The organism is Parvibaculum sp. (assembly GCF_035325945.1).
Lineage (GTDB): Bacteria > Pseudomonadota > Alphaproteobacteria > Parvibaculales > Parvibaculaceae > Parvibaculum.
In genome coordinates, this window is the sequence record NZ_DAOKYX010000001.1 from 139,442 (window position 1) to 152,293 (window position 12,852).

Genomic DNA, 12,852 nt, shown 5'->3' on the forward strand with positions numbered 1-12,852 from the left:
CAATCAACCGGCCCCCCCTCCAAAAAGCAGAAGCCCCGGCGTTTCCGCCGGGGCTTCCCGATCTTTGTGGCGTCAGAGCTTACTTGACGACCGAGATGACCGCGCGGCGGTTCAGCGGCTCGCGCACGCCGTCGCCGGTCTTCACGGCGAGGTTCCGCTTGCCGTCCGACGTGGCGGTGGCAACTTCCTTGCCGTTCGCCTTGATGGCGTTGGCAACGGAGTTGGCGCGGCGCTGGCCGAGAGCATCGTTATAGGCGTTGCTGCCGACCGTGTCGGTGTGGCCGACCACAGCGAAGGTCGAGGCGGACGACTTGGCGATCTCCTGGATCACAGCCTGCGCTTCGGGCGTCAGGTTGTACTTGTTGAAGCCGAAGTAGATCGTCCACGGACCCGCAGCGACGACCGCCTTGGCTTCGCAAGCCGTCAGCGCTTCGTAGAAGGCCGCCTTTTCAGCCTTCACACGCTCCGGCTGCACCGGGCCGCCTTCGCCGCCGAGCCACGAGCCGTTCACGCCGAGCTTGTTGTCGCTCGCCTGCTCGACCCAGCCGTCATAGTAGCGCTGCGCCTTGGCGCACTTGCAGGCGCGGTCCGCATCGGTGCGGCCGCCATTGTCGAGAGCGGCGAGAAGCTTCGCGCGCGCATCCTGCAGTTCCGGCAGGTCGCTGGCGAGGACGCCGCGCGTCGCCGGATCCCACGGCAGGACCGTCTCGCCGGCAGCCGCGGCGCGGCCCTTCTCGACGATCGTTGCGGTATCGACCCAGTTGCAGTCGACATAGGCTTCAGAGGTCGCCCTCTCCTGGTACTCACGCGCCAGGCATGCGTTGAACGAATCGCCGCTGATCGTTTCATGCAGATACGATTCAGCAGTCCAGGTGCCGCAACCAGCCAGCACCAAGAAGGTCCCCAACGCTATAAGCCGGGATATGATTTTCATCCCAATCTCCGTCGTTATTGTGCTCAACCGCCCGACGTCGTGACGGGTGGCCCGGACCCCACCGGTAATCCCTAATCTAATCTCTTCGCATGGAACTTGAGGAACCATCAATGGCATTTGCCGGAATTGCTTAAGTTCGCCCCGTAAAGTTACACGATGGCAACACTATTCCGGGTGCGTCACGATTGCCCGACGTAGTACCCAGGTTGAGTCTAATACCTCTGTATGAGTGGAAATAAGGCCCGGGAAGAAAGTCAGCAGTTTAAGATGGCCTTTACCAATCCGCCCCAATATGGGCCATCCAGACCGCGACCCAGGCGGCGAAAGTAAATCCGAGGCGACCCTATGACACAGGCCATCCTGATTGTGGACGACGACCCGGCGCAGCGCCGTATCCTTGAGGAGGTCGTCAGCAGGGACGGATATCGCGCCGTTCCCGTCGATGGCGGAGCGGCGGCGCTGGCCTATCTCGAAGGCCCCTCGGGCAGCGAAATTTCCCTCGTGATTCTCGACCTCGTCATGCCGGGCGTCGATGGCATGGAGGTGCTGCGGCGCGTCCATCCGGCCAAGCCCAACCTGCCGGTCATCGTGCTGACGGCTCATGGCGGCATCGAGACGGTCGTCAATGTGATGCGCGAGGGCGCGACCGACTTCGTCATCAAGCCGGTGAGCCCCGAGCGGCTCCATGTCTCGATGCGGAACGCGCTCAAGGTTAACGCGCTCACGGGTGAAATCTCCCGTTTACAGAAGAAACAGAGCGGTCGGCTGACATTCGGCGATCTGATCGCGCGTAGCCCCGCGATGGATCAGGTCAAGCGGCTCGGCAAGCGGGCGGCGCAGTCGAACATCCCGATTCTGATCGAAGGCGAATCCGGCGTCGGCAAGGAGCTGATCGCCAGCGCCATTCAGGGCGAGAGCGAAAGGGCGGGCAAGCCCTTCGTCACCGTGAATTGCGGCGCCATTCCTGAAAATCTGGTGGAGAGCATTCTTTTCGGCCACGAGAAGGGCGCGTTCACCGGCGCGACCGACAAGCATGCCGGCAAGTTTCAGGAAGCCTCCGGCGGCACCCTCTTCCTCGATGAAATCGGCGAGCTTCCGCTCGACATGCAGGTGAAGCTGCTGCGCGCACTCCAGCAGGGCGAGGTCGATCCCGTCGGCTCGAAGAAGCCCGTCAAGGTCGATATCCGCCTCATCTCGGCCACGAATCGCGACCTTCTCCAGATGGTGAAGGAAGGGCGTTTCCGCGAGGATCTCTATTACCGGCTCAACGTCTTCCCGATCCATGTGCCGCCGCTGCGCGAGCGCAAGGAGGACATTGCCGATCTCGTCGCGCATTTCATCCGCAAGCTCGCGGCGGAAGAGGGAAAGCCCGTGGTCGGAATTTCCCGCGAAGCCCAGTCGATGCTCTGCGCCTTCGACTGGCCGGGCAATGTGCGCCAGCTGGAGAACACGGTCTTCCGTGCCATCGTTCTCTGCGACGGCGAAATGCTTCAGGTCTCCGACTTCCCGCAAATCGCGAGCCTCGTCGAAGGCTATGCGGCCGCCATCACGCATCCGCAGCCGGCGCCGCAGCCCTCATATCAGCAGCCGCAGCCCATGGCCGAACAGCATGAGCGGGCGCCCGTATCGCCGCCCATGCGCGAACAGCGCCACACGCTCGCCGATTTCGCGCGGTCGAATTTCTCCGACGGCATCGCAGTAACGGACGAGGCCGGCAATGTCCGCAAGCTCGAGGACATCGAGGCCGAGATGATCCGCCTCGCGATCGAGAAATATAAGGGTCACATGACGGAAGTCGCCCGGCGCCTGGGCATCGGCCGTTCGACGCTCTACCGCAAGGTTCGCGATCTCGGCCTCGAGGTCCGCGAAAACTGACGCCGTTCCGGACCGGAATTCCCTGCCCTTGCGAACGGCGCGGATGAAAATCCGCGCCGTTCCGCCATTTCCGGGGGGCCATTGATCCGCCCGCTCGATCAGTGCTATTCCCTCCCCCGTTCGACCCCGGGCGGAACCGGGACCGCCCTCTTGGCCTCTGGTCAATTTGGCGTCTGGTCAATGGAGCCCATCCGGGGAGCGCCCGCGAGAATGAGACCCCTTCCATGAAGCTGGTTTCCGTTCCCTATGCGCTCGGCCTCGCAGTCGCGGCCCTGCTCACGGTGATGATCTGGAAGTTCCTGGGTGCGCCCGTCGAAATGGTCGACGCGCCTGCCGGCAAGGTGCATTGCATCAGCTACACGCCCTATCGCGGCGCCGAAACGCCATTCGACGAGAGCTTTCAGGCCGATCCCGCGCGCATCGACGCGGACCTCGCGCTTCTTTCGGGCATGACCGATTGCGTCCGCACCTACAGCGTCGACCAGCGGCTCGATGCGGTGGTGCCGATCGCCGAAAAATATGGACTCAAGGTTTTGCTCGGCATCTGGATCGGCCGCGACGACGCGCGCAACCAGAAGCAGATCGAACATGCGATCGAGGTCGCGAAGGCGCACCCCAGGGCGATCAAGGCGATCGTCGTCGGCAACGAGGTCCTGCTGCGCGGCGAACAGCCGCCTGAGGAATTGATCCGTTATCTGACCGAAGTGAAGAAGGCGACCGGCATGCCGGTCACCTATGCCGATGTCACGGATTTCTGGGTCAAGGCCCCGATCGAGCTTTCGCAAGCCGTCGATTTCGTCACCATACACATCCTGCCCTATTGGGAGAACAATCCCACTTCCGCGAAACATGGCGTCGATTATCTGAAGAGCGTGCTCGGCGAGGTGGCGCCGATGTTTCCGGGCAAGAGCATTTTCATCGGCGAGACGGGTTTTCCGAGCGCTGGCCGCGAACGCGCCGAAGCGATACCCTCGATCGTCTCCCAGGCGCTCTATCTGCGCGAGCTTGCCGCCTACGCGCAGAGCGTCGATCTCGACTACAATCTGATCGAGGCCTTCGACCAGCCCTGGAAGCGCGCGCTCGAAGGCACCGTGGGTGGGCATTGGGGTGTCTTCACGACCGATCGCGTGCAGAAATTCCCATGGACGGGCCCCGTCTCGAACCACCCCGAATGGCGCCTTGAAGGCTCGGTGAGCTTCGCGCTGTCCTTCCTCATTCTCGCCATCATGGCCTGGCGCGGCGGCAAGCCCGATCCGCTCGGCGGGCTCGCGGCCGGTGTCGGCGCCGCCATCGCCGGTTCGAGCCTGCTTCTGCAGGTCGAACATTCATGGATCGCCTGGCGCACGCCGATCGAGGCGGGCGTCGAACTCTTCGTCCTCGCACAATCGCTCGCCGTCATCTGCTTCGTCATCCCGGAGCTGACGAAGGGACGAAACGGCATGGGACCGCTTTCCATCGCGCAGACGGTCGCATGGCTCCGCGCGCCCGATCGCGCAAGCCTCGGCCAGCCGCTCTATCTCGGCCTCGTCCAGCTTTCGGTCGCCTTCTCCACGCTGGTGATCGCGCTCGGCTTCTGCTTCGATCAGCGTTACCGCGACTTTCCCCTCGCCGCTTTCGGGCTTGCCGCGGCAAGCCTCGCGCTCCTCGCGCTCAATCGCGGCGATCACAAGCGCCAGCCCGAGGGTCGCCACGAAGAGGTCCTGTTCGCGACGCTGCTCGTCATCACTGCCTGCATCACCGCCTTCAACGAAGGCGTGCAGAACATCGAGGCGCTGGTCTGGGTTTCATTCACGCTGCTGGCGGCGCTGCCCTGGTTCGGCGTGACGCGCGCCGCCTGGCGCTGCCTCTTCGCTAGATCCGGGGCAACCGCAAAAGCGTGAGCATGAGGCCGATGGCGGCATAGTCGGCATTGTAGAGCACGAGCCCCATCAGGCTCATGACGAGGCCGAGGCGGATCGCCCAGAGCCAGCCGAAGGCGATGGCGAGAACGCCGCCCGCCAGAGCGAGCCAGCCCCACACCCAGTAGATGTGCATGAGGACGACGCCCTCGCGCGGTACGCACCACCAGGGAGCGGTATCGGCGCTGCAGGTGATGCCGATCCAGTGCGGCTCGATCAGCGCATAGCGCAGCACGAAGGCGACGGCGAGCGTCGCGACCGCCGCATGAATCCAGGATCTCACCCGCGCCCAGGGCCAGGCGGTTTCTGCTGAAGCTTCGAGAGGATTCGGCACGGGACTTTCCACTGGCAATCTCCGTCGGCGATCGCGGAGATCAAGGCCGCGCCCCCGAAGCCCGATATATCAGATCGGGCGGGCGCGATGAAGTGCGCCGGCGCGCCTACTCGACCATGCCGAGGGCGTGCATATAGAGATCGAGAATGGCTTCCTGCTCCTGGCGCTCCGCCTTGTCCTGCTTGCGGATGCGGATCACCTGGCGAAGCGTCTTGGTGTCGAAGCCATTGGCCTTCGCTTCGGCATAGACTTCCTTGATGTCGGCAGCGGTCGCCGCCTTCTCTTCCTCAAGACGTTCGATGCGCTCGACAATGGTGCGCAGCTGATCCTGCGCGACGCCACCCGAATTCACAGGCATATTGCCGTCCGCCATGATGCGTTGCTCCACTTCCATCCATTATCCGGTGAGTGCGGGACACTAGCGAGCCCACGCCATCGCGGCAATATCCATAGGGGAGAAAGCTGTGGATATTGCCCGCGCCGAATTGTCCGGCTCGATAAAAACTATTCGTGGCCATGCGCCTTTTGCGCGGCCTCGAAGGCGGCGAGCTGTTCTGGCGTCGCTTCCTTCTGGTATTTCGACTTCCATTCGGCGAATGGCATTCCATAAACCGTTTCGCGCGCTTCATCGCGTGTCAGCGAAACGCCTCTGGCTTCCGCCGCCTGCACATACCAGTCCGCAAGACAGTTCCTGCAGAAGCCGCCATGGATCATGAGGTCGATGTTTTGCACATCGGTGCGCTCGCGCAGATGAGCGATCAACCGGCGAAAGGCCGCCGCTTCAAGCTCCGTCTCCAATGCCTTGTCCATGAAACCTCTCCTGTCGCAATGTTTATAGGCGCTTCTTCCCATCGGTATGCGAGCCGTAATGGCGGATCACGCCGAGATCGGGGTCGCGCCTGGCATCGCGCAACACTGCCGCAAGCCGCGCGGCCCATTCGCGCTGTCCGGCCTCGTCGCAGATGAGATCCTGCCTGATCTCGACGAGCGCATGGGCAAGACCGTTCATCGTGCCATGCTTGTAGAGGCAATCGCCCTTGAGCCGCCCGGAATAAGGCTCGTTGTCGCCGACGACGAGCCCCGGCTCCATGCGAAGCGCATCGAGCAGCATGAGCGGCAGCCTGTCGTCGCGATCCCACAATATGCCCGCATGCCAGGGCCGCGCGGCGCCGCGCCATGATGGCGTGAAACTGTGGATCGAGACGATGACCGGCTGGACGCCGCGCCCGCGCGCCCGCGCGATCGCCGCCGAGATCGCCTCGTGATAGGGCAGATAGAAATGCAGCAGACGATGCTCGAACTCGACCGTATCATGAATGGGATCGACGTCGCGGTTGGCAGGCACGATCGCGCCATCGGAAAGTTTCATCACCAGCGTCGGATCGTCGGCGCCCCGGTTGAGATCGATGAGAAGGCGCGAATAGCACGCAAGCACGGCCGGCGCATCGAGATGCGCGGCGAGCAGGCGCGACACTTCACCCGCGCCGATGTCATAGGCGATGTGGCGCTCGAACTCCGCTTCCGGCAGGCCGAGCGTTCCGTAGCCCGCGGGCAGCGCGTTCGATGCATGGTCGCAAACGATCAGAAACTCCGGATCGCCTCCGGGATTGACGAGATCGAATGGTGCGGATTCGTTCGGGGAGACTTCCCCGTCACATGACATGGACTGCATGGTTGCATTATACCCAAGGGGTGCAACACAGAGAATGGTCCTGCCCTTTCCCATGACGCCAGGCTTTTCCGCCGAACGCGCCTTTCTGCTGAGCCTTTACGAGGCGGCGGTCAAATCGGCCCTGCCCGAAATCTGCCTTGGAGCCCATTTGCCGCCACAACCGGCGGGCCGTCTCGTCATCTTCGCCATCGGCAAGGCGGCTGCTTCCATGGCCGCGGCTGCCGAAGCGCATTATGCGCGGCACGCGCCCGAAGCCGCGATTTCAGGTCTTGCCATCACGCGCTATGGCCACAGGCGGCCGACGCGGCATGTCGAGATCGTCGAGGCGAGCCACCCCGTGCCCGACGAGGCAGGGCTTGCGGCGAGCGAGCGGATGCTCGCCATGGCGCGGACGCTGGGGCCGGACGATCTGGCGCTGGTGCTTCTTTCCGGCGGCGGCTCGGCGCTCGCCACGCTTCCCGTCGAGGGTGTGAGCCTCGAGGACAAGCAGGCGCTCACGCGCGCGCTGCTTGCCTCCGGCGCGCCGATTGCGAACATCAACTGCGTACGCAAGCACCTCTCGCGCATCAAGGGCGGACGCCTCGCCGAGGCGATTGCGCCTGCGCCGATCGTCACCCTCGCCATTTCCGATGTGGCTGGCGACGATCCGAGCGTCATCGCATCGGGGCCGACGGTTCCCGACCCGACGACGCGCGAGGACGCGCTCAACATTCTCGACCGTTTCGAGATCGAGCTTCCCCCGCACATCCGCGTGGCGCTCATCTCCGCGCCGGAAAGCCCGAAGCCCGGTGCCTCCGCCTTTCGGAATGCGCGCTACGAGATCGTGGCCAGCGGCGCGGTCGCGCTTCGCGCCGCTGCCGAACGCGCGGAGATGCAAGGCTGTGCCGTTACCAATCTCGGCGACCGGATCGAAGGCGAGGCCCGCGACATCGCCGCCGCCCATGCCCGCCTCGCGCTCGACGCACGCGCAAGGGGCGAGCGCCGCGTCATTCTCTCGGGCGGCGAGACGACCATCACCATCGAAGACCCGTCATGCGCGGGGCGCGGCGGCCGCAATCAGGAATATGCGCTCGCGCTTGGCCTCACACTTCAGGGCGCAAGCGGCATATCCGCGCTTGCGGCGGATACGGACGGCATAGATGGCGGCTGGGGCGCAAGCGACGATCCGGCGGGCGCGCTTTTGCTCCCCGACACGCTGGCGCGCGCCGGGGCGCTCGGCCTCGATCCGCGCGAAGCGCTCCGCACCCACGATTCCGGGGGGCTTTTCGAGCGACTCGGCGATTTGCTGCGAACGGGCCCCAGTTTCACCAATGTGAATGATTTTCGAGTCATACTGATCGAGGGGGAGCAAACATGAGGAGAGCCACCCGGTGATGCGTCGGCGTAACGTCAAGATCATAGCCACCCTTGGACCTGCATCGAACGGCAAGGAGAAAATCCGCGAGCTGTTCCATGCGGGTGCCGATGTGTTCCGGCTCAATATGAGCCATTTGAACCATGAGGGCCTGACGCGCCTCCATGCGCTGATCCGCGAGGTCGAAGCCGAGGAGGGACGCCCCATCGGCATTCTGGTGGACCTTCAGGGGCCGAAGCTCAGGGTCGGCGAGATCGCGGATGGCGCGGCGATGCTCGAAAAGGGCGCGCGCTTCAGGCTCGATCTCGATCCGGCGCCGGGAGACGCGACACGCGCGCCCCTGCCCCACCCCGAAATCTTCGCGGCGGTCGAGGTCGGTCAGTCGCTGCTGCTCGACGACGGCAAGATCCGTCTGCGCGTGACCCGGACGGGCGCCGACTTCGCGGAAACGGAAGTGGTGGTCGGCGGCCGGCTCACCAATCGCAAGGGCGTCAACGTGCCGGAATCGGTGCTGCCGCTCAAGGCGCTCACCGACAAGGACCTCGCCGATTTCGATAAGGCGCTCGAACTTGGCGTCGACTGGGTGGCGCTCTCCTTCATTCAGCGTCCGGACGATATCGCCGAGGCGCGCAAGATCGCGCGCGGGCGCGTCGCCGTGCTCGGCAAGATCGAAAAGCCGCAGGCGCTCGTCCATCTCGACGAGATCATCGACATCTCGGACGCGGTGATGGTCGCGCGCGGCGATCTCGGCGTCGAACTGCCGCTCGAGGAAGTACCGGGCTGGCAGAAGCGGATCACGCGCGGGGCGCGGCGCGCGGGCAAGCCCGTCGTCATCGCGACGCAGATGCTCGAATCGATGATCGCCTCGCCGGTGCCGACGCGCGCGGAGGTTTCCGACGTCGCCACCGCCGTCTTCGAGGGCGCGGATGCGATCATGCTTTCGGCGGAATCGGCGGCGGGCCAATATCCGGTCGAAGCCGTGCGCATGATGAACCGCGTCGCGGAATCGGTCGAGGCGGACCCGACCTATCCCGGCATCATCTATTCGCAGCGGACGGAGCCCGAGGCGACGGGCGCCGATGCGATCAGCGCCGCCGCCCATTCGGTCGCCGACACGCTCAAGGCGGCGGCGATCGTCTGCTGGACGAACTCGGGCTCGACGGGACTTCGCGCCGCACGCGAACGCCCGCTCTTTCCCATCGTCGCCCTGACGCCGATCCCCGCGACGGCGCGCCGCCTCGCGCTTGTCTGGGGCCTCCATTGCGTTCTGACCGAGGATGCGCACGATCTCGACGACATCGCCGAGCGCGCCTGCCGCATCGCCTTTCAGGAAGGCTTCGCGCAGCCCGGCCAGCGCATCATCGTCACGGCCGGACTGCCACTCGGCACGCCGGGCGCGACGAACATGCTGCGCGTGGCCTTTGTGGGCCGCAAGGGAAGCGCCGCCGACTGATCGGCGTCAGCGCAGCGGCGCGCCGGGTTCGACGACATGCGTGCCCGCGCGGGGAGGCACTCCCCGCGCGAGGCGCGAGAGCGCGTCGATCACGATATCGGGCCGCACATGATGCGGCATATGGCCGACGCCGACGAGCTTGATCATCTCGGAGCCAGCAATCGCGTCGTGAAGCGCATAGGAATGGAGCTTCGCCCAGACGGTGCGGTCGCGATTTCCCGTGACGATGATCGTCGGCACACGGATTTCTCTATAGCGCCCGCTCTGCTCGCGGAGAAAACCGCGCAGGCGGCGTGTGTCGGCGCTGTTCGCGCGAAATTGGCGCGGCCTGAAGAGAAGCGGCAGGCCGATCCGCTCGGCATATCGCGGCGGCACGGGGTCGGGCGCGAAATTGTTGCGGATGCCCGCCTCCATCAGCATGAGCCCGCCCGGCACCATCAGCACATGAAGGAAGAGCGAGCCGACAAGCGGCGTCGCGATGATCCTGTGATACCAGGCGTCCGCGCCTTCCCAGACATGAGTGGCGCCTGAAAGAACGAGAAGGCCCGAAAGATCGTCGGGGAAGCGGAGCGCATAGGCGGTTGCGAGCGCGCCGCCCCAGCTATGGCCGAGGAGCACGGGCCGTTCGATGCCGAGATTCGCCAGCGCCTCATGGAGGAGACGCGCCTGCGCGGCCGGATCGGAGGCGTCCTCGCCGCCCGGCCTTTCGCTCCAGCCATGGCCGGGCCGGTCGAAGGCGATGACGCGGTGCCGCTTCGCCAGTTCAGGCATGATGCTCTCGACCATGTCGCCGAGATTGCCGCTCGCCCCGTGAACGAGAACGATGGGCGCGGCATCGGCCGAGGCCACGCCCATTTCGACATAATGTATGCGGACGCCTTCAACCTCGATGAAGCTGCCTCTCGGCGGAAAGCGGCCGGCGACCCGCGCCGCATACCACGCCGAATAGAATGCGAGCGCCAGAAGCCCCGCCGCGATCGCTGCCAGAAGGACGTCCATGTACCGTCAGATGCCCCGCCCCTCGATCTCTATCGAGAGGGATTTTTCGGCCTGCTCCGCGCCGTCGAGCCACGGATTGATCTTGAGCGCACGCCGATAGAGATCGAGCGCACCCTTCTTGTCGCCGAGATCGCGCAGCATGATGGCGAGCCCGCCCATGGCGCTGAAATGGCGCGGCTCGAGCTTCAGCACCCGCTCGATGTCCTTCAGGGCGGCAGCGTAATCGTCCTTGAGATAGTGGATTGCGGCGCGCTTGTCCCAGCCCTCGACGAAATCCGGCGCCATCGCCACGACTTCGTTGAAGTAGAAAAGCGCGCGGTCGTAATCCTTCTCCGCAAAGGCATCGAGCCCGCGCCCCATCAGAAGATCGACGCTCGGGCTGCCGGAATACATCCAGACGCGAAAGATCGCCCCGCTGACCGACTTGGCCTCGTCGGCACTCTTGGCGCGAGCAAGGTCGGTGAAGAGCGCGTCGAGCACGACAGCACGAATCTTGGGATCGTCCATGCTCGCTTGCGGCAACTCCGGCGCGGCAGGGGGTGCGGCGGGGGGTGCGCCAGAGGGCTCGGTCGCCAATGAAACGCTTCCCGCGCAGATGAGGAACTGCGCAGCGAAGAGCATGCTCAAAATGAAGCGACCGGCCATGGCGGAAGCATATGCGCAGGCGAAGTCCGGGCCAAGCCCGGCCGCATGCGTTCATGCGCCTCAGCCGTTCAGGTCGCGGCGGGTGCAGCCCTCAAATTCGACGATGAAGTCGGGGCCGAAGACGCGCGACGGCGTCTGGAAGCCCGGCACCGCCCTGCCTGCCAGCGTGCGGCGCATGATCTCGAGGCTCGTCATGGCGGTGAGCGTGTAGCCCTCCGGCGTCCGCAGCCGCGAGACGATCCTGTCTCCGGCCTCGTTCACCGCCTCGCCGACCAAGACGGCATGGCCCTCGCGCCGCTCGGCATCGGTCGGGCCTTCGGGTTGCTTTTCGATGGCGTCCTTGAGCCGGCGCTGCATGAAGCCCGTGCTCGCGAACCAGCGGCCGATGGTGCCGAGCGACGCCATGCGCTCGAGTTCCGGGCTCGCCTCGAAATAGACCGTGATGTTCGGAATGCCGGTCGAATGATATGCGGTCGCCACATCGCCCCAGCCGACGGCGATGGCGGGCTTCGGTCCCTGCCCGAAATCGACCTCGCGGCGCGGCGGCGAGCCGAGCGCGACGATCTCGCCGTCGCGGCGGACCCGCGTCCCCTTGCCGATGCTTTCGACGCCTGTTTTGGCCGTTCCGCGCGACATCCGCCCGAGGCCGGATATGGCAAGTGTCAGCTCGACCGCATCGGGCATGCGCGCCTTCATGTGAGCCGCGAGACAATCGCTCGGCACGACGTCGAAGCCGACGCCGGGCATGACCATGACGCCCGCCTCGCGTGCCTCGACATCGGCGGCGGCGCAAGCCTCGAAGACGTCGATCTCGCCGGTGATGTCGAGGTAATGCGTCCTCGTGCTGATGCAGGCCTCGCGCATGGGCCGCGAGGTGTGCGCGAAGGGACCGGCAATATGGAGCACCGCATCGACCTGCGAGAGCGCCGCCGTGAGCGCCTGCCTGTCATCGAGCCCGAAGGCCTGATACTCGAAGCCGTGCTGGCCTGCGACGGATTTGAGCCGCGCCTCGTTCCGCCCGGCGAGAAGCGGGCGCATGCCCAGCGCCTTGGCGGTCCGCGCGACGAGCTTGCCCGTATAGCCGGTTGCGCCATAGATCATGAACTTGCCGCTCATTTCCCCTCCCGTTGCTCCGCCTCCCGACAACCGGACGACTATAGCGCCTTTCGGGGGCCCTCGCCCACGATCCGCCCGTCACCTCTGACCCGATCCGGCGTCCATCCGCGCTCGGAGCGTCGAAGACGTGCGCCTCACGCCACCAGCCCGCGGCCCATGAGATCGGCGCGCAAGCCCTCCGCATCGGCGAAGCGGTGGGTGTGGAAGCCGAGCGCCGCCGCCGCATCGACGTTGCGCCGCGAATCGTCGATGAAGAGCGTCCGCGAAGGCTCGAGGCCGGTGCGGCCGATCAGAATCTCGTAGATGCGCGGATCGGGCTTGATGACGCCCTCCTCGCCCGACACCACCACCTCCTCGAGGAGCGCGAGTTCGGGAAAGCGGGCGCAAAGCACGGGATAGACGGGCGCCGGCATGTTGGTAAGGCCATGGAGACGGTGCCCACGCGCCTTCAGCGCGGCGATGAGCGCCGACGTGCCGGGAACGGGACCGGGAATCATCTCCTGAAACCCCGTCCGCCAGAGGTCGATCAGCGCCGCCTCGCCGGGATGGAGCGCCTTGAGGCGGGCGGCGTT

General features: G+C 65.3%; 13 protein-coding genes. 4 read left to right on the forward strand and 9 right to left on the reverse strand.

The genetic code is table 11. The features are described 5' to 3' along the window. Positions 1 to 79: 79 nt before the first annotated feature. Positions 80 to 892: an OmpA family protein gene (locus PKA57_RS00705; RefSeq protein WP_324297253.1), complete on the reverse strand. Its 813-nt coding sequence runs from the start codon at positions 890 to 892 to the stop codon at positions 80 to 82. Between the two features lie 387 nt (positions 893 to 1,279). Here PKA57_RS00705 and PKA57_RS00710 point away from each other — a divergent pair, with 387 nt between their 5' ends. Beyond that, positions 1,280 to 2,809, forward strand: coding sequence for a sigma-54 dependent transcriptional regulator (locus PKA57_RS00710; protein ID WP_324296996.1), 1,530 nt, complete (start codon positions 1,280 to 1,282; stop codon positions 2,807 to 2,809). Positions 2,810 to 3,033: 224 nt separating this feature from the next. After that, on the forward strand, positions 3,034 to 4,689 hold the full coding sequence (locus PKA57_RS00715) for a beta-(1-6) glucans synthase (RefSeq protein ID WP_324296997.1): 1,656 nt from the start codon (positions 3,034 to 3,036) through the stop codon (positions 4,687 to 4,689). Here the strand turns inward: PKA57_RS00715 and PKA57_RS00720 are convergent. The 4 genes from PKA57_RS00720 to PKA57_RS00735 form a co-directional block, all read right to left on the reverse strand. Next, complete coding sequence (locus PKA57_RS00720) at positions 4,661 to 5,041, reverse strand: hypothetical protein (protein ID WP_324296998.1); 381 nt, start codon at positions 5,039 to 5,041, stop codon at positions 4,661 to 4,663. The two genes, PKA57_RS00715 and PKA57_RS00720, sit on opposite strands and share 29 nt — an antisense overlap. Before the next feature lie 106 nt (positions 5,042 to 5,147). Beyond that, entirely contained in the window at positions 5,148 to 5,414 is a 267-nt protein-coding gene (locus PKA57_RS00725) for a DUF2312 domain-containing protein (protein ID WP_324297254.1), read from the reverse strand. 131 nt (positions 5,415 to 5,545) lie between these two features. Further along, positions 5,546 to 5,851 (reverse strand): DUF1244 domain-containing protein, encoded by a 306-nt coding sequence (locus tag PKA57_RS00730; protein ID WP_324296999.1) that lies wholly within the window; start codon positions 5,849 to 5,851, stop codon positions 5,546 to 5,548. Between the two features lie 22 nt (positions 5,852 to 5,873). Then, on the reverse strand, positions 5,874 to 6,713 hold the full coding sequence (locus PKA57_RS00735; protein WP_324297000.1) for an N-formylglutamate amidohydrolase: 840 nt from the start codon (positions 6,711 to 6,713) through the stop codon (positions 5,874 to 5,876). A 34-nt stretch (positions 6,714 to 6,747) separates the two neighbouring features. On the opposite strand from PKA57_RS00735, the gene PKA57_RS00740 reads away from it, so the two are divergent. Together PKA57_RS00740 and pyk are read left to right on the forward strand one after the other, a co-directional pair. Further along, the gene (locus tag PKA57_RS00740) at positions 6,748 to 8,070 is read left to right on the forward strand and encodes a glycerate kinase (protein ID WP_324297001.1); all 1,323 of its coding nucleotides are present in this window, start codon (positions 6,748 to 6,750) and stop codon (positions 8,068 to 8,070) included. Between the two features lie 13 nt (positions 8,071 to 8,083). Further along, positions 8,084 to 9,520 (forward strand): pyruvate kinase, encoded by a 1,437-nt coding sequence (pyk, locus tag PKA57_RS00745; RefSeq protein ID WP_324297002.1) that lies wholly within the window; start codon positions 8,084 to 8,086, stop codon positions 9,518 to 9,520. Between the two features lie 6 nt (positions 9,521 to 9,526). Here pyk and PKA57_RS00750 read toward each other — a convergent pair whose 3' ends face one another. The 4 genes from PKA57_RS00750 to PKA57_RS00765 form a co-directional block, all read right to left on the reverse strand. Beyond that, complete coding sequence (locus PKA57_RS00750; protein WP_324297003.1) at positions 9,527 to 10,519, reverse strand: alpha/beta hydrolase; 993 nt, start codon at positions 10,517 to 10,519, stop codon at positions 9,527 to 9,529. Between the two features lie 6 nt (positions 10,520 to 10,525). Then, entirely contained in the window at positions 10,526 to 11,026 is a 501-nt protein-coding gene (locus tag PKA57_RS00755) for a tetratricopeptide repeat protein (protein ID WP_324297004.1), read from the reverse strand. Between the two features lie 198 nt (positions 11,027 to 11,224). Continuing rightward, positions 11,225 to 12,280 carry a saccharopine dehydrogenase NADP-binding domain-containing protein gene (locus tag PKA57_RS00760; protein ID WP_324297005.1) on the reverse strand — a complete coding sequence of 352 codons (1,056 nt, stop codon included), beginning with the start codon at positions 12,278 to 12,280 and terminating at the stop codon, positions 11,225 to 11,227. Positions 12,281 to 12,414: 134 nt separating this feature from the next. Next, a partial coding sequence (locus tag PKA57_RS00765; RefSeq protein ID WP_324297006.1) for an HAD-IA family hydrolase occupies positions 12,415 to 12,852 on the reverse strand: 438 nt, incomplete at its 5' end.